The 20454-nt window shown below is 61.7% G+C and carries 15 protein-coding genes; 8 read left to right on the forward strand and 7 right to left on the reverse strand.

The features are described 5' to 3' along the window. Positions 1-140: 140 nt before the first annotated feature. The 3 genes from P0D84_RS33705 to P0D84_RS33715 all read left to right on the forward strand — a co-directional run bounded on the left by P0D84_RS33705 (position 141) and on the right by P0D84_RS33715 (position 5303). Positions 141-2066: a potassium transporter Kup gene (locus P0D84_RS33705; protein ID WP_408343905.1), complete on the forward strand. Its 1926-nt coding sequence runs from the start codon at positions 141-143 to the stop codon at positions 2064-2066. A 139-nt stretch (positions 2067-2205) separates the two neighbouring features. Beyond that, positions 2206-2607 (forward strand): nuclear transport factor 2 family protein, encoded by a 402-nt coding sequence (locus tag P0D84_RS33710; RefSeq protein ID WP_408343908.1) that lies wholly within the window; start codon positions 2206-2208, stop codon positions 2605-2607. Between the two features lie 470 nt (positions 2608-3077). After that, positions 3078-5303, forward strand: coding sequence for a TonB-dependent receptor (locus P0D84_RS33715; protein WP_408343910.1), 2226 nt, complete (start codon positions 3078-3080; stop codon positions 5301-5303). A 72-nt stretch (positions 5304-5375) separates the two neighbouring features. On the opposite strand, the gene P0D84_RS33720 is transcribed toward P0D84_RS33715, so the two are convergent. The 3 genes from P0D84_RS33720 to gcvA all read right to left on the reverse strand — a co-directional run bounded on the left by P0D84_RS33720 (position 5376) and on the right by gcvA (position 10469). Continuing rightward, positions 5376-8501 (reverse strand): bifunctional diguanylate cyclase/phosphodiesterase, encoded by a 3126-nt coding sequence (locus P0D84_RS33720; protein ID WP_408343913.1) that lies wholly within the window; start codon positions 8499-8501, stop codon positions 5376-5378. Next, complete coding sequence (locus P0D84_RS33725; RefSeq protein ID WP_408343916.1) at positions 8498-9292, reverse strand: substrate-binding periplasmic protein; 795 nt, start codon at positions 9290-9292, stop codon at positions 8498-8500. The genes P0D84_RS33720 and P0D84_RS33725 overlap by 4 nt, the downstream gene beginning before the upstream one ends. Positions 9293-9539: 247 nt before the next feature. Next, a complete protein-coding gene (gcvA, locus tag P0D84_RS33730; RefSeq protein WP_408346238.1) occupies positions 9540-10469 on the reverse strand; it encodes a transcriptional regulator GcvA in 930 nt (309 codons plus the stop codon). A 119-nt stretch (positions 10470-10588) separates the two neighbouring features. Here gcvA and P0D84_RS33735 point away from each other — a divergent pair, with 119 nt between their 5' ends. Continuing rightward, positions 10589-11431, forward strand: a complete 843-nt coding sequence (locus P0D84_RS33735) for an EamA family transporter (protein ID WP_408343919.1) — start codon at positions 10589-10591, stop codon at positions 11429-11431. A gap of 142 nt (positions 11432-11573) precedes the next feature. On the opposite strand, the gene msrA is transcribed toward P0D84_RS33735, so the two are convergent. After that, positions 11574-12311, reverse strand: a complete 738-nt coding sequence (gene msrA / locus P0D84_RS33740; protein ID WP_408343922.1) for a peptide-methionine (S)-S-oxide reductase MsrA — start codon at positions 12309-12311, stop codon at positions 11574-11576. A 47-nt stretch (positions 12312-12358) separates the two neighbouring features. Beyond that, the gene (locus P0D84_RS33745; RefSeq protein ID WP_408343924.1) at positions 12359-14245 is read right to left on the reverse strand and encodes a cytochrome c biogenesis protein DipZ; all 1887 of its coding nucleotides are present in this window, start codon (positions 14243-14245) and stop codon (positions 12359-12361) included. Between the two features lie 198 nt (positions 14246-14443). Here P0D84_RS33745 and P0D84_RS33750 point away from each other — a divergent pair, with 198 nt between their 5' ends. Next, positions 14444-15199, forward strand: coding sequence for a response regulator transcription factor (locus P0D84_RS33750; RefSeq protein WP_408343927.1), 756 nt, complete (start codon positions 14444-14446; stop codon positions 15197-15199). Then, positions 15196-16689 carry a sensor histidine kinase gene (locus P0D84_RS33755; RefSeq protein WP_408343931.1) on the forward strand — a complete coding sequence of 498 codons (1494 nt, stop codon included), beginning with the start codon at positions 15196-15198 and terminating at the stop codon, positions 16687-16689. The genes P0D84_RS33750 and P0D84_RS33755 overlap by 4 nt, the downstream gene beginning before the upstream one ends. Positions 16690-16975: 286 nt before the next feature. Here P0D84_RS33755 and P0D84_RS33760 read toward each other — a convergent pair whose 3' ends face one another. Then, the gene (locus tag P0D84_RS33760; protein ID WP_408343934.1) at positions 16976-17290 is read right to left on the reverse strand and encodes a helicase; all 315 of its coding nucleotides are present in this window, start codon (positions 17288-17290) and stop codon (positions 16976-16978) included. A 281-nt stretch (positions 17291-17571) separates the two neighbouring features. Between P0D84_RS33760 and P0D84_RS33765 the strand changes: the two genes are divergently transcribed. Next, positions 17572-18285 (forward strand): hypothetical protein, encoded by a 714-nt coding sequence (locus tag P0D84_RS33765; protein ID WP_408343936.1) that lies wholly within the window; start codon positions 17572-17574, stop codon positions 18283-18285. A gap of 302 nt (positions 18286-18587) precedes the next feature. Further along, positions 18588-18908, forward strand: a complete 321-nt coding sequence (gene ppnP / locus P0D84_RS33770; protein ID WP_408343939.1) for a pyrimidine/purine nucleoside phosphorylase — start codon at positions 18588-18590, stop codon at positions 18906-18908. 115 nt (positions 18909-19023) lie between these two features. Here ppnP and P0D84_RS33775 read toward each other — a convergent pair whose 3' ends face one another. After that, positions 19024-20322, reverse strand: a complete 1299-nt coding sequence (locus tag P0D84_RS33775; RefSeq protein WP_408343942.1) for an L-fuconate dehydratase — start codon at positions 20320-20322, stop codon at positions 19024-19026. Positions 20323-20454: the final 132 nt, after the last annotated feature.

The following is a 20454-nucleotide window of genomic DNA, read 5'->3' on the forward strand; positions in this document are numbered from 1 at the left end:
GAGCCTGCTGTTGCATCGAACCTGCTTTTCCACGGTTGCTTCCCTATACTTTGAACAACGAAGGGAACAAGCCAATCACCTGATCATTACTCGGCTGACAGATTGATCGAGCGCGAACAAGCGCCAATGCGGAGCGAGACATGAGCCTGACTGCACCTGCCGCGTCCGAGGGCGGCCGTCCCGGGGAATCAGCGCATCGCCGGCCGGCGTTGCGCGTGCTTGCGCTTGCTGCGTTGGGTGTCGTGTATGGCGACATCGGCACCAGTCCCCTGTATACGCTGCAGACGGTGTTCGACCCGCTCAATGGGCTCGCATTGAATGCGCTGAATGTGGTCGGCATCGTGTCGTTGATCGTCTGGTCGCTGACCATCGTCGTCTCGCTGAAATATGTCGCGCTGATTCTGCGCGCCAACAATCACGGCGAGGGCGGCATCATGGCACTACTGGCGCTCGCCGCTTCGTCGGTGACGAGCCGGCCGCGGCTGCGCCGTACGCTATTGACCGTCGGCATCATGGGAGCGGCGCTCTTTTACGGCGACAGCGTGATCACGCCGGCAATCTCCGTGTTGAGCGCGGTCGAAGGTCTGGAGGTCGCCGCGCCGTTTCTAAAGACCTGCGTGATACCCGTGACGCTGGTTGCACTCGTCACGCTATTCCTGATGCAAAAGCGCGGGACCGCCGGTATCGGCAAGGTTTTCGGCCCTGTGATGGTGCTCTGGTTCATCGTGCTTGCTGTCGCGGGGGTCATCAACATGGCGCGGGCGCCCGCCATCCTGATGGCGCTCAATCCATTTGCCGGACTGGCGTTCTGCCTGCATCACCGGTGGCTAGCCTTCGTTGCATTAGGCGCAGTGGTGCTTTCGCTGACAGGCGCCGAAGCGCTCTATGCCGACATGGGTCATTTCGGCGCGAAACCGATCCGGCTCACATGGTTCGGCCTGGTCTTCCCTGCGCTTGCGTTGAACTACCTGGGCCAGGGCGCGCTGCTGCTTGCCGAGCCAGGCGCGCTGCAAAATCCGTTCTACCATATGTTCCCGCAATGGGCCCTGTATCCGATGATCGTGCTGTCGACGATCGCGACTGTCATTGCCTCGCAGGCCGTCATCTCCGGCACATATTCGATGACCAAGCAGGCAATGCAACTAGGCTTTCTGCCGCGGATGAGTGTCATTTATACGTCGGAAAATGAAATGGGGCAGATCTACGTGCCAGGCATCAACTGGGCGTTGCTGCTTGCTGTCGTCGCCGCCGTCCTCGGCTTCGGCTCTTCGACAGCGCTCGGTTCCGCATACGGGATCGCCGTGACCGGCACGATGCTGATCACGACGATTCTGACGTTCTTCGTCGTGCGTTATGCGTGGCATTACAACTGGTGGCTATGCATCTTTGCGACGGTGTTCTTCTTCGTCATCGACGCGACGTTCTTCTCCGCGAACCTGCTGAAACTGACGCAAGGGGGCTGGTTCCCGCTGCTGGTCGGCCTGATCATCTACACGATCATGGCAACCTGGGGACGCGGCTGGGAGCTGATGCGCGCCGAAGCGCGCGTAAGAGCAGGAACGATGCCGCTCAAGCCCTACCTCACGACGTTGCTGGCTCGCTCGCCGACGCGAGTCGGCGGTACGGCGATCTTCCTGACGCCGGACCCCGATGGCGTGCCGCACTCGCTGATCAATAATCTGAGGCACAACCGCGTGCTGCACGATCGTGTCGTATTCCTGACAGTCAATAGCGAAGAGGTCCCGTGGGTTCCGTTGAGCAGACGCGTGACCGTATATCCGCTCGATTCCGAGTGCTACCAGATCACGATCACGTATGGCTTCATGGATGAAGTCGATCTGCCGCGTGCACTGGAGACATGCAAGGTGTCGGGCCTCATCTTCGAGCCCACGGAAACGTCTTATTTCCTCAGCCGCGCCACCGTGGTGCCAACGCGTGACATGGGCATGGCCATGTGGCGCGAGCGGCTATTCGCGGTCATGCTGCACAACGTGGGCAACGTCGCGGCTTATTTGAAATTGCCGGCCAATCGGGTAATCGAGGTGGGGACGCGTGTGGAAATCTGATTCACCAGATTGACCATGTCGGTCACCATTGTCTTGAGTATGACCCAGCTGATCCAACCCAAGCGTCCACGCGCCACGACCACAACGACTTCCCGACGCCTAAGCGCGTCGCCACCTGAACCTTCAACAGGACGGCAACATGACGAAGACAACGCCCGAACAGAACAAGGCGCTTGTGCTGGAAGCCTTCGACACGCTGTTCAACAAGCGCGACTACGCCGCGGCCGAGCGCTTCTGGTCCGATCGCTATATTCAGCACAGCGCCCATATCGCGCCGGGACGCGACGGCCTGTTCAACCTGATCCGCACCCTTCCCGGCACCTTGCGCTATGAGAACCAACTGATCGTGGCCGAGGGCGACTATGTCATTGCCCATGGCCGCTTCTCCGGCAACGGCAGAGGCGTCGCGTGGATTGCCGCCGACGTCGTCCGCTTCGAAGACGGCAAGCTGGCCGAACACTGGGACGTTCTCCAGGACGAAGCAACCCGGGCGCAATCAGTAAGCGGCCTACCCATGTTCGGCGATCGGTTCCCTGACTGACCGCGCAAGCATCAAATGCTGAAGCGTTAACCATTCAGGCAACTACTTTAGCGCGAGCCGCCGTCAGATGACGCGTCGCCGGAGTCCCTCGCACGTCGCCGAGGGTGTCGGCAACTTCGTAACAAGCCGTAATGGATACGCCAATCCGGCTGGAATAAAACCACGATCGATGCCGTTCATAGGGAGCTGTCACGGCTCCCTTTCGCATTTTTACATTGCATGCCGGCAGGAACTGACAGCAGGTTCGTTGGAACGAAGCTGGGATTTCAGCAGCAGATTCGCCGACGGGGGGCCCCGCGACGCTGAATAACAGGGAGCAATACCGGAATTTTTATGAATATAAATCGTAACGATTTGCATTTACCAGTTCGATCTCTTCCCAGCAGTCTTGCCGACTTCAGGCTGCGGCGCCGGCCGTCGCACGCGGAATCGCAACTGGCGCCACAAAAAATGAAACAGGAGAATGGAACGTGAGGAAGATCGACGTCCGAAGGTTTGGAAAGAAAGCCAGCGCGGGCTTGAGCGGCTCGCTCATCGCCCTGACGCTGGCGCATTCGGCAGCGGCCCAGGAGTCACCGTCATCTGGCGGCAAACAAGGCAATGGAGTCGACGCGCCGACCCTCCCGCCGGTACAGGTCCGTGCGACGTCTGGGCAGGCTCAGGACGATAACGTGAACGACCCCGACCAGGTGGTGGGCGTCAGCAAGACGGGAACCGCGCTGAAGGATTTGCCCGCAAGCGTGCAGGTGATTCCGCGCGCGCTGATGACCGAGCAAGGCGCGACGATGCTTCGGCAAGGCGTCAGCAATGCCAGTGGCGTGAATGTCGGCGGTCAGGATACCAAGGGATATTACGATCATTTCCTGATCCGCGGCCTGAATGCGCAGATCTATAACGACGGCTTCTCCGACGGTGACCTGTTGGGCGGCATCTCGCATTCGTTGAATGGCGTCGAGCGTATCGAGGTTCTGGAAGGTCCCGGATCGGCGCTGTTCGGCAGCGGGCCGCCGGGCGGCACGATCAATATCGTCCACTACACGCCGTCTGCCGACTTCCATTTCGGCGGCAATATTCAGTCGGGTTCGTTCGGCACAATCTCCGGCAGTGGCTACGTTACCGGGCCGACCGGGATTTCGGGGCTGAACTATCGGGTCGACGCAACGGTATCGCGTTCCGATGGATTCCGTGATCTGGCGAGCCGTGACGAGGAAATCAGACCGGCGTTCGAATGGAAGCTCGACAATCACAAGATCAATTTCTCAATCGATGCGCGCGACATTCATGAAACGCCCGACTCGTATGGCCTGATCTATTTCCATGGCTCGCCCATCACGAATGTATCGATCGACTCGAAGTATTCGACACCCTTTGCATTCGCGCGCGGCAACTATGTTCGCCCGACGCTCACCGACGAATGGAAGGTCAATGACTTTCTGACCATCAATAACCGCTTCTCGTACCTGCACCGCAGCCTCGATGTGCTTGGCAACGGCGACAGCACGAGTACGAAGGTAAGCGGCAATGAAGTGGTCGGCAGGCAACTGCGCCAGCAGGACGATTCGGACAACAGCTTCGACTATCAGCTGGAACCGGTGTGGCGCTTTGCGACCGGCAGCGTCAAACACACGCTGTTGACGGGCTTCGAGTATCAGCATCAGATCATCGACACGGAGCGCACCACGGCCGATCTGCCGAACATCCCGAACGCATTCGCGCCGGTGCCGCCGGAGACGTCGCTAGCGGGGCTGACCTTTCTGTGCGACGCAAAGCATTCGTGCGATAACGATCATCTGCTCGCAAATTACTACAGCGTTTATGCAACCGATCAGATCGACGTGACGGACAAGCTGAAAGTCCGCGCGGGCGTGCGCAAGGACTGGTGGGACACTTCGTTGACGCCGAATATCACGGTGCCCGGCCGGTTCGATACGCAGGGACAGCCGCTCGTTGCCGGCGTGACCGACTCACGCAACGACGCGCCGGTGAGCTGGAACATCGGCGTGCTGTACAAGGCACTGCCGTGGATGTCGCCGTATTTTGGCGTCTCGAAGAGTCATCTCGCGAACTTCAACTCCGAAAATACGCAGAACGGCATTGGCGCACCGGAATCCGCGCTGCAATATGAAGTAGGCGTCAAGTTCTCGTTCCTCGACGACCGGTACGTTTTGAATACGGCGCTATTCGACGTCGAGCGCGATAACGTGGCTTCGCTGACCACAATCAACAACGTCGAAAGCGTCGTCTTCGACAGTCAAAGGACGAAAGGCGCGGAGGCGTCGCTTGACGCGAGCATCACGTCGCAATGGCACGTTGTCGCCAATTTCACGGCGCAACAGGCGAAGATTACCGACAATCCGCAAGGCGTGACCTCAGTCGGCAATCATCCGCAAGGCGCACCGGCATACATGGCGAACCTATGGACCCTGTGCGACTTTTCTATTGCGGGCGTGCCGGGGTTCCATGTCGGCGCGGGTGTCAACTATGTCAGCCGGACCTATAGCGACATCACGAACGTCAACTCCATTCCGTCGTACGTGATTGCGAATGCGGCATTTGGCTATGAAGCGTCCAGGTGGGGCATCGACCTCAACATTCACAATCTGACGGACCGGCGCTACTTCATTGCCGCGAATGCCGCAGGCGCGTATGTGGGTGAATCCTTGAGCGCATTCGTCAACGTGCATGCCAATTTTTGAGCCCGCAGAAAGCTAAGGGTTACGTAGCATTCACCAACGACACTCAATCGGCCGTGCGCGGCAGATTGAGTCTCACTCGCTTTGTGATGATTCCGCTACGCACTGGCGCAATGCGACCCTGCTCAAAAACGCTTCAAAGCCCTCGACAGGAAGCGGGCGGCAGAAATAGTAGCCCTGATACGCATGACATCCCGCGGCAGCGAGGAAGTCCCGCTGAGCCGCCGTCTCCACACCCTCCGCGATGACGCCCAAGCCGAGGCTCTGCGCAAGGGTCACGATGGCCCTTGCAATCACAGCGTCGTTGGGATCGACCAGGACATCACGCACGAATGACCGGTCGATTTTCAACTGATCCAACGGCAGGCGCTTCAAATAGGAAAGCGACGAATACCCGATACCGAAATCGTCCAGTGAAAAGACCACGCCTTTCGCCTTGAGCGCACCCATCTTCTGGATGATGTCCTGCACATTGTCCACCAGCACGCTTTCGGTCAGTTCGAGCTTTAACCGGTCTGCCCGCGCGCCGGTTTGACGAACGGTGCTCAACACCTTATCCACGAAATCGGGTTCGCGGAACTGCTGGACGCTGACGTTGACCGCAATCGTGAGATCGGCCGTATCCGGCCGCTTTGCCCATCGCGCCAGTTGTTTGCACGCAGCTTCGAGGACCCAGCCGCCAAGGGAAATAATCAATCCGGTTTCTTCGGCCAGCGGAATGAAATCGGCAGGAGGCACCATGCCGCGCTGGGGATGTTGCCAACGCACCAGCGCTTCGACGCCCGTAATGCGAGTGCCGTCGACCTGAGCCTGGTAATGCAGCAGGAACTGCTTCTGCTCGATCGCGTTGCGCAGCCCCGCCTCGAGCGCGGCCCGCTCCACGACGACAGTCTGCATGTCCGGATCGAAGAAGCACACCGCATTGCGCCCTCGCTCTTTAGACTTGTACATCGCGAGGTCGGCCTGCTTCAGGAGTTCGTCGATCGAAACCTGCTGCCCCGTAAATACCGTAGCGCCAATGCTTGCGGTGCTGCGGTATTCAATCTCGCCAAGCTGATACGGCATGCCAAGCACAGAGAGAATTTTTTCGCCCTGGGCCTCAGTCTGGCTGGCGGCCTCCTCGCGGTTCGCATGCAAGCTCCCCAGCACCACCACGAACTCATCGCCCCCTACCCGCGCCACGGTGTCGCTTTCGAGCACGCTGGCAGCCAGACGTTGCGCCACTTGTTGCAGCAGCAAATCGCCTTTGTCGTGGCCCAGGGTATCGTTCAACGTCTTGAAGTGGTCGAGGTCGATGAACAGCAAGGCGCCGCACGCTTCGCTACGGGCACTGGCCGTGATTGCCTGCTTCAGGCGGTCCAGCAGCAGCGTGCGGTTGGGCAAACGGGTCAGCGCATCGAAGAAGGCCAGCTCCTTGATTCTTTCTTCCGCGATCTTGCGTTCGGTAATGTCATGATGCGTGCCGACATAGTGACTCACGACGCCGTCCTCTCTCATCACCGCGGAAATCGTGAGCCATTTCGGATACACCTCGCCGTTCTTGCGGCGGTCCCAGATTTCCCCCTGCCAGCCGCCGGTACGGTGGATCGCATTCCACATCTCGCGGAAGAAAGCGGCTTCGTGACGGCCCGATCGAAGTATTCGCGGTGTCTGGCCCACAATTTCCGCGGCCGTATAGCCGGTGCATTCGGTAAAAGCCGAGTTCACGCGCAGGATCCTGGCGTTGGCGTCGGTGATCATCATCGGCTCCTGCGAGTCGAAGGCGACTGCGGCGATTCGAAGTTCGGTCTCGACCTGTTTGCGCTCGGTAATGTCGCGCCCGCTCGTGCGAAAGCCAATGAAATCGCCTTTGGCATCGCTGATCGGCACCCATGAAACGGACAGCCACACCACCGAGCCATCCTTGCGAATACAACGAAATTCGAGGTCGTCGCCACGATGGCCCTGAAGCCCCTTCAGAAACTCAGGGGCAACCTTGGGGAGATCTGCCGGATAGATCAGCGTGCCTGCGAAGTCAGGCATGGCCATGCACTCGTCGACCGTATAGCCCGTGTATTCCTGCACCGATGGATTGATCCAGCGGGGCTTGCCGTCCGGTCCCCACCAGATCTCCCAGTTGACCGTGCAGTCGGCGATCGCGCGGAATTTTTCCTCGTTCTCGCGCAATTCCTGCGTCATCTCGGAGGCGAGCCGCATCGCGCGGCCGCGGCCGGTCATCATCAGCCAGGTGAGCAGCGTCAGCAGCAGGCTCAGGCCTATGCCGCCGCCGGCGATCAGCAGTTCCGCGTTACGGCCGAAACGATCCTTGAAGTCGTTCTGGGCACTCATCGAAAGTGTCCAGTCGTGTCCGCCGACGACCAGATATTCATTGGCCGAAATAACGGGAGGCGAATGCTGCCCGCCGGCCGCAGACGTCCTGTGCAGAAGCGCCGCGGCAGACGGTTCAACGCCGTCATAGATGGCGATGGTGAGTCCGGGCGGCTGTTCGCCATACAGACTCGCGATGACGTCGTGCATGCGGAACGAGGCGAAGACCCAGCCGACCAGGTGTGCCCGTCGCTGGGCGACGCTATCCTGCGATTGCCCTTGTGCGTAGATCGGCAAGTACATGATGAAACCGGGGCGGGCATTAGCCTCGGTATCCACCGAAAGGCGGACCTTGCCGGAGATGCTCGCCATGCCGGAATCGCGCGCCTTTTCCATGGCGCGCCGCCGCACAGGGTCGGCCCATGCGTCGAAGCCGGGTGGCGTGCGATTGATACCGATATACGGCTCACGCTGGATGATGGGTGCGTAGTCCGCGCGCGGACCCTTGGGTTCAATCGTGTAGCCGGTCAGCCCCTGCCGGCGCATGGCGGCCACATGAACGTCCTTTTGCGCCGCCGGCACCCATTGAGCGATACCTATGGCCTGGATGCCGGAGAAGTTGGCGTCGAGATTGAGCGTGCCGATGTAGTTGCGAAATTGGTCATGGTCCACCTCGCCGGTGGCGACGAACAGGCTCTGCACGCCGCGCAGCAGCAGTTCATAAGTCGCCATACGCTGTTCGACCCGGCTGACCGCGTCGCCCAGCGAAAAGTCGAACTGGGTGAGCAATTCATGACGGGCGGCTTGCCGTTCGTGGTCCCAAAGTATCCATGTAACACTCAGCGCGGCGGACAAGACCAGTAACGGCACCAGGACAAGGCGAGGCCAGTTCACGGCGGGGTCTGGAAGTCGACCATCGAAGCAGCGAGGTCGGGTTTGAAATACTTCTCGAAGATCCGCCGGACGGTGCCGTCCGCACGCATCTCATTCACCAGGGCGCGCCACTTTGCGCGCTCGGCCGCGGACAGCGCCCGCTTCGACATGATGAGGCCGTGCGGTACGGCGGGGTCATTGAACTCGACGATGGTGGTGACGTCGCGGATTTTCTTTTCGTCGAGAGCAGGATAGTCGAAGGGTTCGATGATCATGCCCTGGATGCGCCGGAGGATCAGTGCCTCATACAGCGGACCCAGGCCGCCCGCCTGGGTGACGCGATTTTCTTCCGACAGCGTGTCGACCAGCCGGTTGGCCGAGTCGCTATAACGGAAGCTGCGGATGACGCCCAGTTGAAACTGGTCGCTGTGCTCGAAATCGCTCAGCTGATGAATACCGGCATCTTTGCGCACCAGTAAGTAGTATTTGTCGCTGAAATACCAGGCGAAATCCGCGTACTGCTTGCGTTCGTCGTTGGCAATGCCGGACAGGCTGAAATCGAGCGCGCCGGATTCGATCAGTTTCCAGATCCGCGCGCGCGACATGAGGCTGACCCGGATCTGGCAGCCGCTGCGGCGGATCAGTTCGTCGGCGAAATCTTTATCGATTCCGCTGTCGGTGTCGACTGAATAGAGCAGCCCGTGATCGTGCAATGCGAGCGTAAATGAACGCGAACAATCGGGACCAGCCGCCATCGCCTTGCCAACAAAGCAAAGCGCAAGCAGCAAACCGCCAAGGCCATGTCGAATCACAATCTCTCCATCGCGAGAAGGTGGCTTGAAGATAACCTTCCATTAAGCCGACAACCGTCTGGACGCCTGATTTAGCCGTTGCGCCCTGTTCCGTTCCGTGTCCTGACAGCCGGCCACGCAAGGCGGATTTTTCGGAAGCTGCCTAGCTTACACCTGAGCACATGAAATATTGAAAACATTCAATTCACAAAAGCTCGTCACGTGTTATCGGCGGCACACCGTAGTTCTTGAGGGCTTTGGCGACATTTCATGCAAGACGTTCGCTCATCTGACGCGCCATCTCCGTTTGCGAACGCATCCCCTCGTGCTCCAGCCATGAGCGGAACAGCACGACCAGATCATCCGCGGACTTCTCATCCGGCACATAAGTGCAGTAGCTTCGCGACGGCAGACGAGGACCGGCGAACGGCGCAACCAGCCGGCCAGCGGCAAGATCGTCCGATACCAGCGCGGTCGGTCCCATCGCAATGCCGATTCCGTCGATGGCAGCTTGCAACGTCAGATAGAAGTGGTCGAAGGTCAGCGCGGCAGCGGGCCGGAGTGCGGCAATCCGGGTCTTCGCCAGCCAGTCCGGCCAAAGCCGCGGAAGGCTCGACGTGTGCAGCAACGTATGCTGCCGCAGGTCGTCTGGAATCCGAAGCGGCACGCGCTGCAAAAGTGCGGGGCTGCAAACCGGAAGCCTTTCCTCGGACAGGAAAGGCCGCATCGCGTAACCATAGAACGTGTCCGGACCGCCCCGGATGACAATGTCGTAGCCAACTTTCAGACTCTCCACCGACTCGTTCGACGTCTCCACATTGACGTCCACGTCGGCGTGCCCGGCGTGGAATTTCGCCAGTCTCGGCACCAGCCAGCGCAACGTGAAGGTTGCGGGCGCATTCACGGACAGTGTCCGGGAGACCGTTTCGGGAAAGCCATATCGCGCGGTTGCCTGCGAAAGCTGCCCGAACAGGGGGCCGATCTCCTTCAGGTAAACCCGCGCCGCCGCAGTGAGCACCACGCGCCGGTTGTGCCGTTCAAACAGCGGTGCGCCGAGCCACTCCTCGAGCTGGCGCACGTGCTGGCTCACCGCACCGTGAGTCACGTGCAACTCGGCGGCTGCTTCCTTGAAGCTGCCCAGCCGGCCTGCGGCCTCGAAGGCACGCAGTGCATTGAGCGGAGGCAATAGCCGTTTCATCCACGAGAGTTTATCTAACACGAAGACGCAATTTATCTGGTTTGTTGGGCGGTCACAAGATAGATATCCTTCTTATCTCGCTCCGTACCCTTTTCGCGCTCTTCCAACCAGGAACCCGCATGCTCAGTTACACCGGCGGCCTCGTCCTCTTTGCCGCCCTGCTCCATGCAACCTGGAACGCCATGTTGCACGGCAACAACGACCGGTTCCTGTCCATGACGTTGATGAGCATCGCCATCGCGGCGGTCTCCACACTCGTCATCCTGTTCACACCATGGCCGACCCACGCGGCCTGGCCGTACATCATCGCTTCGGGGCTGGTGCATATCGTCTACAACATGAGCCTCGTGCGAGCGTATCGCCGCAGCGATCTGGCGCAGGCGTATCCGATTGCGCGCGGCTCGTCGCCGCTGCTCGTCACGCTCGGCGCGGCGTTCTTCGCGCATGAAGCGATCAGCCCCGTGCATGCGCTCGGGATCGCGATGATATCGGGCGGCATCATCGCAATCGCGCTGCAAGGCAGCCGCGTGTCGCGCGCCAGCGTGCTGGCCGCGCTGACGACCGGCGCGACGATCGCGCTCTATACCGTGATCGACGGCATCGGCGTGCGCTTGTCCCACGGTGAGGCGCTCACCTACACCGCGTGGATGTTCCTGTTTTACTGGCTGATGCCGGTACTGTTCGTCGCGAAACGCGGGTTTACCGCGCTGTGGACACCGGTACGGACGGCGCCCATGGCGGTCGGCTCGTCGCTGGCGGGCGGCCTCGTGTCGATCGCGGCGTATGGCATCGTGATCTGGGCGATGCAGTCGGGCGCAATGGGCACGGTCTCGGCGTTGCGCGAGACCAGTGTGGTGTTCGCGGTGCTGATCGGGCGGGTGGTTTTGCGGGAAGCGGTCAGCGGCAAGCGCTGGGTCGCGTGCGTGATCGTCGCGGCCGGGGCGGTGTGTCTGGGGCTTTGACAGTCAATCGACAAACCTCCAGAAACCGGCCGGTACGCGCCCCCTCGCTCGTGGCTTACCAGCACGCAGGCAGCCCGCAGTCGATCTACGATGCGCCAACCGGTGGCCATACCACGCAAAGTGCCCAGACATCCGCGGAAAACTAGGCGCCCACTTTCAGCAACACCGGATCGTTGCGATACAGATCGGGGAACAGGCGCTTTAACCCACTCACCTTCGGCAGATCGTTAATCGCGATGTACGGGTAGTCAGGATGGAGCGCGAGGAAATTCTGGTGGTAGTTTTCCGCCGGATAGAAACCCTTGAAGTCTTCTATCCGGGTCACGATCGGCCCTGAAAATACGTGCGCTTTGTCGAGCTGCGCGATATACGCTTGCGCGACGCTACGCTGCTGGGCATTGGCGGGAAAAATCGCCGAGCGGTATTGCGTGCCGTGATCGGGGCCCTGGTAGTTCAACTCGGTAGGATCATGCGCGACCGAGAAGAAAATCTGCAATAAGCGTCCGTAGGTGATCTGGGTTGGATCGTAAGTGATCTGCACCGACTCCGCGTGCCCCGTGTCGCCTTCGCTGACGGTTTCGTATTGCGCGGTGCCGGCCGCGCCGCCCGTGTAGCCCGAGGCGACCTGCTTCACGCCCCGCACGTGTTCGAATACCCCCTGAACACCCCAGAAACAGCCGCCCGCGAATACGGCGGTTTCGCTATGCGCTGTACCGACCTGTTCGTCCTGGGCAGGTGGCGGAACCTTGACTGCCGCTTCCGCTGAATTCGCAACGCGCTGCGCGGCGAAGACGCTCGCCGCAATGGCGACGCATCCGGCGAGCCTGGCCAAGGCCGAACGCTTGTTCCGCGAACCCTGGCGGGTAGAAGTCGTGTGCATGATGTCAGTCCTTCAGAAAGTGGTTGATTAGCGCCGCCCGGCCTGAATTAACCGAACGTAAATGCATAGGCTTGCACGCCGGGATCGAGGAATTCGATCGAGAACGTATGATCCGCGACATCGCCGGTTTGCCGAACGAGTTGGTAAAGACGCTGTTCGGTCACGGTGCCGCTGCCGTCGGTGGCGACGTCGGTACCGTGTGCCGCGCCCGGTGCTGCGCCATCCACGCTGACACGGAAGCGAACCGGTTTGCCGTCCTTGCCCGGACCCAGCACGAGATGCAGATCGCGCGCATGAAAACGATAGACGATGCGTCCGGACGGTGCCGCGAGCGTCGCGTGTTCAGCGCCCACGTTCCATGCGCCGGCGAGGCCCCAATCGTTGACGGCAGGCTGCGACGGCGCCGCGTAGGTGTGCACCTTGTCCTGCGCTTCACCGCCGGGCGACGCGAAATTCTCCGCACGCTCGTAGCCGATATATGTTTCCGGCGACTGCATGTCGGCGTTGTCGGCCGCGGCCTGCACACCTTGCGCGCTCGTGCCGGCAATGCCGAGCGCGACCTTCGAGGCGCCCGCATGGCCCGCTTCAGCCAACAGTTGCTGAATTACCTTTTCCGATTCCGCATAGTCGCCTTCGCCGAAATGGTGATAGCGAATCTGCCCTTTGCCATCGACGAAATAATGCGCCGGCCAGTACTGATTGTTCAGCGCGCGCCAGATCGCGTAGTTGTTGTCGATGGCGACGGGATAGTCGACACCAAGGTCGTGCGTGGCCTTCTTGACGTTGTCGATATTCCGCTCGAACGCGAATTCCGGCGCATGCACGCCGATCACGACCAGCCCCTGATCCTTGTACTTCTGCGCCCACGCTTTGACATACGGCAGCGAACGCAGGCAGTTGATGCACGAATAGGTCCAGAAATCGATTAGCACGACCTTGCCGCGCAGACCCTGAACCGTCAGCGGCGGTGAATTCAGCCATTGGACTGCACCGTCCAGCGTCGGCAGCACGCCTTCGACGGGCAACGGCGCCGGTTCGCCGGCTGGTGCGCCTTGCGCGGTGCGCATCATTGCGCCGGAGTCGGCGGAGGCACTTGCGCCGACAGTGGGGTTGGCGGTCATCACTGCATCGTTGCCGGATGCGCTGGCTGATGCATTAGCCGACGCGTTGCCGTTGCTCCCCGCCGCCACCGGATTGACAGGTGTCGCGCCGGGCGAAAGCTTATCGACCAGTTTCTGTTCGATGCCCCCCGTGGCGACGGTCGAGATGCGCGTCAGCAAGCCGGTATCGAGGCCCAACGCAATCGCCACCACACCGCACAACATCGCCGCGCCAATCCCGCGGCGGATCCATTCGCCCGCGCCCAGCGAGCGCTTCATCGCCGTGAACACCCGGCCGCCGATCAGCAAGGCCACCGCGAGCGAAGTCGCGGCCCCGGCCGCATACGCCACCAGCAACAGCGTGGTGCCGACGCTCGCCCCCCGCAATGCCGCGCCAGTCAGCACCAGGCCGAGAATCGGACCGGCGCACGGCGCCCACAGCAAGCCGGTAGCGATACCCAGCAGAAACGACGAACCTGGGCGGCCCTGCTGGCCGTCTGTCTGGGCAAAGTTCGACAGACGGTTACCCGCGCTCACCAGCGGGCGCATCAGATGATCCGCAAAGCGCGGAAACAGCAGCGACAGTCCGAACACGGCGAGCAACGCGATCGCTAGCCAGCGGCCATACTGGTTGGCCTGAGTGGCCCAGCCGCCGCCCACCGCGGCAAGCGTCGCGACGACGGCGAAGGTCAGCGCCATGCCCGCAAGCAACGGCAGCCCGCTGCGCACGAACGGCTGATCCGCGCGCGCGAAAACAAACGGCAGCACCGGCAGGATGCACGGACTGAGAATCGTCAGGGCGCCGCCGAGATAGGCAAGAACGATAAGTAACATGTCGGTTCCAGACGCAGGAATCTGCGGAAAGTGGCCACATCCTAAGGCGCGGGGGATGTCGAAGTCCTCACGAAAAGTTAAATTAAATGTGATAACTCGCCGCCCGAAAATTTTGCACAATGGCGCAACGGCCCGCTTTTGCGGGCGCCCTTGTTTTGCAGTGCCAAACCACGCCCTCACCGGCGTCTGAAGCCCTCCATGGACCACCCGAAGCGCATCCTGATCGTCGAAGACGACGTCGACATTGCCAACCTGCTGAGCCTTCATCTGCGCGACGAGCGTTACGAAGTCGTGCACAGCGCAGATGGCAACGAAGGGCTGCGCCTGCTGGAGCAAGGCAATTGGGACGCGCTGATCCTCGATCTGATGCTGCCCGGCGTCGACGGCCTGGAAATCTGCCGGCGCGCCCGCGCGATGACGCGCTATACCCCGATCATCATCACCAGCGCGCGTTCGAGCGAAGTGCACCGCATTCTCGGCCTCGAACTCGGCGCCGACGACTACCTCGCCAAGCCGTTCTCGGTCCTCGAACTGGTGGCGCGCGTCAAGGCGTTGCTGCGGCGCGTCGAAGCCATGGCGAAAGACTCGCGAATCGACGCGGGCAGTCTGCGGATTGCCGGCCTGACGATCGATCCGCTGACGCGCGAGGCGAGCGTCGACGGCAAAGCCATCGAACTGACGCCGCGCGAATTCGACCTGCTCTACTACTTCGCGCAGCATCCCGGCAAGGTGTTCTCGCGCATGGACCTGCTCAATGCCGTGTGGGGCTATCAGCACGAGGGCTACGAACATACCGTCAACACCCATATCAACCGGCTGCGCGCCAAGATCGAGGCCGATCCGGCCCAGCCCGAGCGCATCCTGACGGTTTGGGGGCGCGGCTACAAACTGGCCGTGCCGGGCATTCCAGGCGACGGGCCGGCGTCCGGCAGCGCACCTCGGGACACGCCGTGACTCTGACACTCACCCAGCGGCTCTCACTCGTTTTCTCCGCACTGCTGCTGGCGTGCTGCGGCGCGTCGGCGTGGCTGCAGATCCGCTCGAGCGACCTGCACGAAAAGGAAGTCGTGCAAAGCCTGTCGCGCAGCCTCGCCGACCATATCGCGCACCGCACGACCCTGATGGATGCGAACGGCCTGCGGCCGGATGCCGTGCGCCAGCTCTTCGGCCAGTTGATGATGGTGAATCCGAGCGTCGAGGTGTACCTGCTCGACAATCAGGGGCGCATCCAGGGCGACGACGCTCCTGCGGGTCACGTCAAGCGCCAGCAGGTGGATCTCGCGCCGATCCGGCAATTCATCGCCGGCGATGCGTTGCCGATTCTCGGCGACGACCCGCGCAGCCTGGACGGCAAAAAGGTGTTCAGCGCCGCACCGCTGCAACTGAGCGGCCGGCAACCCTCCGGCTATATCTATGTCGTCCTGCTCGGCGAAGCGCACGACGCGCTCGCCGCACGCGTGGCCGCCAGCTCGGTGCTGCGCACCACGCTGTGGTCGATGGCGCTGGTCGCACTGCTCGGCTTGCTCGCGGGCTTGACGGCCTTCGGCCTCATCACGCGGCCGCTGCGCCGCCTGACCGACGCCATGCGCCGCTTCGACGCCGACGGCGAACCGGACACCCAGCCGGCCGTGCCGCGCTCGGCACCGGCCGGACAGCGCGACGAAATCGCCGTGCTCGAAACCACGTTCGCACAAATGGCGAACCGCATCGGCGAGCAGTGGCGTGCGCTGACCAGACAGGATCAGCAACGGCGCGAGCTGATCGCCAATATTTCGCACGACCTGCGCACACCGCTCACGTCGCTGCATGGCTATCTGGAGACGCTGTCGCTCAAGGCCGACACACTCGGCGAAACGGAGCGCAAACGCTATCTGGCGATTGCGCTGGCACAGAGCGTCAAGGTCGGGCGGCTCGCGCAGTCGCTGTTCGAACTGGCCCGGCTCGAACACGGCAACGTGCAACCCGCGCTCGAGCAGTTCTCGCTGGTCGATCTGGTGCAGGACATTTTTCAGAAATTCGAGTTACCCGCCGAGGCGCGGCACATCCAGCTGCGGGCGGAGATTCCCCCGCGCCTGCCGGCCGTCAGCGCCGATCTGGGGATGATCGAGCGCGTGCTGACCAATCTGCTCGACAACGCGATTCGCCACACCCCCGCCGGCGGCGTGATCGATGTCGAACTCGCGCACAAGGACGGCAGGGTCTCGGTCACGGTGAGCGACACCGGATCCGGCATTTCAGCCGAACAGCGCGAGGGGCTGTTCGAACGCCCCTTCAGCTCAGCCGGCGCGCATCGCGGCGGCGGACTCGGCTTGCTGATCGTGCAGCGCATGCTGCAATTGCATCAGAGCCAGATCCGCCTGATCGACCGTGCAGGCCCCGGCACGACGTTCTGTTTCGATCTGCCGACAACCGAGAAATCGACTGCCGCCGGCATCCCGTTGTAACTTGATCGCACGGCCGCGCGCTGCAGCCGCAAATTCGTCGCCGTAGCAGCCTACGCTTTCCATCCATTGTCTTCGGTTCCAGCACGAGCTTCTTCGGCCCGTCCGGTCCGGGCGCGGACAACCAGTTGGCATTCCGGGTCGGCGTGCGCCACCGGTTCTGACACCCAGGTCTCTCGCGACAGCGAGGCTCAGTACCCAGGTAATGGGCTGAGCCAGGACTAAAAAATGCCGCCCGTTTTCACGCGGGCGGCATTTTTTTCGCCGGGATTAAAGACCGAGCCTGTTCTCAAGCATCTTTCAACCAGGGCATTTCCACCGGCGACACCACCAGATGCCGGGACTCCCGTTTCAGCTCGAAGATGAAGCCGACGAGGATCATCGAGTCGGCATATGGGATTGGGAATACGTGAGGATTTTCCGCGGCGCGCAGCGGGTGACCCGGCGTATCCGCCGTCGTCGCGGCGTTCGCGCGGACACTTTCCAGTTCGTCGGCCATGGCCTGCCCACTTACCTTCAGGACGCGGCTACGCAAATCGCTAAACGGTTCGATGCGCGCCCCGTCTTCGTTGTATTCGGGCACTTCGTAGATGAACCAGGACATTTGCGTCTCCCAAGAAAAGGGAAGCTATTTTAGCAGTGGGGCCAACGGGCTATCTCGTACATACACCCTGCCGCGGCTTCTCCGTTCATTCGCCGTCCGATGAAGGCAATGCATTCGCATATACGGTGATGCGCGTGTCGCTGCTGTGCTGTTCCAAACGAGGCCCACCACATCGATCCACAGCCTCACACCGGCCCTGCGTGCCGAAGCGATTCCCCCGGAATCGTTACAATGCCCCAGATGATTCGCCCCTCAACAGCATCAACAGCAAACCGCATCGCGTGCAAGACATCCTGACCTGCTATTTCCAGAGTAGCGACGCCATCCGCAGTCGGCGCGTGAGCGACATCGTGCTATCAGGCACGCTCGACGTGCCTGCGCCCTCCGCACGTCTGCTTGCGGATTGGGAAAGGGAGACGTCGTTGCACATGGTCCTCGAGCCCGGTGACGTCGAAGTCATGCCTTTGGCGCGAGCACGGGTGCGCTGGCCGGACTACACGCGCTGCGTGCAGGCCATGTCCGATTGGACGTGTGCGCTCGGACTACCCGACGTGCTTGCCGCCAGTGACGTAGCCCTCATGGCCTGCCGCGGCGCAAGGTACCACCATGACGGTGGGCAATATGGCGATTCGGCCTTTTGCAATCTTTTCATGAGCGAGGACAAGGGTCTCGACTTGCATTTTCCCTCTACGGGCCAGCGCATTCCTCTGACCCGGGGAACGGCGGTGATATTCGATACCGGCCAGCCTCATGGCGTAATTCAGCGCGGTAGCAGCGGTTTTAACGCGGCCGACTTCGCGCCGGACCAGGATTGCGTCCAGATATTCCTGACCTGGGAGCTTCCGATCGAAGATCCCCATGTTGGGCAGGCACTCAAAGTTGCCTTCGACATCGCCCCTCCCGCCTCGTCGCAACCGGATGAAGAGCAAGTCTTGCTGAACGGCGAACGGGTCATTGTGTGCCCGGATTCTGGCCGTTGGCGCCCGGTCGGCTAAACGTCCGCGCCGCACCGTGACGTTGCCCTGACAGGCTGGACAAGCTCACGTTCAACGCGATACACGCATGCGGCAAGCGCTATTGCACCGAGATCCGCCGCGCTGCCGGACGTCATTCCAGACCGGATGCCCAAGCCCACCGCTTCGCGCCGCCAGCCCGCCTGTATGATGGCGGGCTGGCGCCGGACCGAAAGCCCGCGCAGGCGGCCCGCGCAGATCGCGCATCGCCTGCCGCCCGCTACCGCCACGCGGCGCCAATGCATCCATTCACGATGTTCATGATGACCCAAAGGAAGACCGCCATGACGGCCGCAACGCAATTCGATCAGGTTTCCGTTATCAAACGCGCCAACGTTTACTTCGAAGGCAAGTGTGTCTCACACACCGTTCTCTTCGCTGACGGCACACGCAAAACGCTCGGCGTGATCCTGCCCGGCACACTCAGCTTCGGCACCGACGCGCCGGAACTCATGGAGGTGCAGGCGGGCCAATGCCGTATCCGCCTCGAAGGCAGTGACGAGTGGAAGACATATGGCGCGGGCGAGTCGTTCTCGGTGCCCGGCAAGAGCCGCTTCGATATCGACGTGACCGAAACGCTCGACTACGTCTGCAGCTATCTGTAAAGACAGACGGGCGCATGGCGCCCGTCGTGCGCCTGACCGGACGCGCCTGCTAGTTGCGCGTCCTGATCGCCCCCTGCGCATGGGCACCTGAAACAGCGCCCCCGCACGTGCGATCTCAGCGCCGCCAGGCCGGCCCCTCAGGAAAGTCATACTGATCGAGCGACGCCGCGTGCATTTCGATGCTGTAGCCGGGACGTTGCGGCGGCATGTAATGGCCGTTGCGGATCACCACAGGATCGACGAAATGCTCATGCAGATGATCCACGTATTCGAGCACCCGGTTTTCCAGCGACGCCGACACGCAGATATAGTCGAACAGTGAAATGTGCTGGACATACTCGCACAAACCGACGCCGCCCGCGTGCGGACACACGGGCACGCCGAACTTGGCCGCCATCAGCAGGACCACGATCACCTCGTTCAGACCGCCCAGCCGGCAGCTATCGATCTGACAGAAGTCGATGGCATGCGCCTGCAGCAGCTGCTTGAACATCACGCGGTTCTGACAGTGCTCGCCCGTCGCCACGCCGATTGGCCTGATTCGCTGGCGGATGGCCGCGTGGCCGAGAATGTCGTCGGGACTCGTGGGTTCCTCGATCCACCACGGATCGAATTCCGCCAGACGCCGCATGTTAGCGACCGCTTCATCGACGTCCCATACCTGGTTCGCATCCATCATCAGCTTCAGGTTTTCGCCGATTTCCTCGCGCAGGATGCGGGCCCGGCGCATGTCTTCCTCGAGATTGCCGCCCACTTTCTGCTTGAAGTGGGTCCAGCCCTGCGCGACGCCTTCGCGTGCGAGCCGGCGAATCTTGTCGTCGTCGTAGCCGAGCCAGCCGGCCGACGTCGTGTAGGCCGGATAGCCGTGCGCGAGCATTTCTGTTTCGCGCTCGCCGCGGGTCCCGGCATGCCGATGCAGCATGGCGATGGCTTCCTGCGGCGTGATCGCATCGGTCACATAGCGGAAGTCGAGACAACGCACGAGTGCTTCGGGGCTCATATCGACGAGCAGCTTCCACACCGGCTTGCCTTCCGCTTTTGCCCACAGATCCCAGGCTGCATTCACCACAGCCGCCGTCGCCAGATGAATGGCGCCCTTGTCAGGACCGATCCAGCGCAACTGGCTGTCCGAGGTCAGCGCGCGCCAGAAAGCGCCCATGTTCGCGGCGATATCCTCAAGCGTTTTGCCGACGACGAGTGGCGTTAGCGCCTGCACCGCGGTCACGCAGATCTCGTTGCCGCGCCCGATGGTGAACGTCAGGCCATGACCGGTGAGCGCGTCCGGCGAATCGGTTTCGAGCGTCACGTAGGTGGCGGAATAATCCGGCGCGGCGTTCATCGCGTCGGAGCCGTCGAGTGAACGCGAAGTCGGAAACCGGATGTCCCGGACGGACAGCTTGGTGATCGTGACCATCTGGACACCCTCCCCTACGACGTTTATCGACTTGCGCCTATGGGCCACGCGAGCGGTGGCATCGAAAGACGCTTCCGCACCGGCTGCCGCCGCGGAAGCGCCGCACCCAACCTCTCCCGTCGCCCCCTTGCT

Origin of the sequence: Paraburkholderia sp. RL17-337-BIB-A, assembly GCF_046025895.1 — a bacterium.
In the GTDB taxonomy this organism is placed as follows: domain Bacteria; phylum Pseudomonadota; class Gammaproteobacteria; order Burkholderiales; family Burkholderiaceae; genus Paraburkholderia; species Paraburkholderia fungorum_C.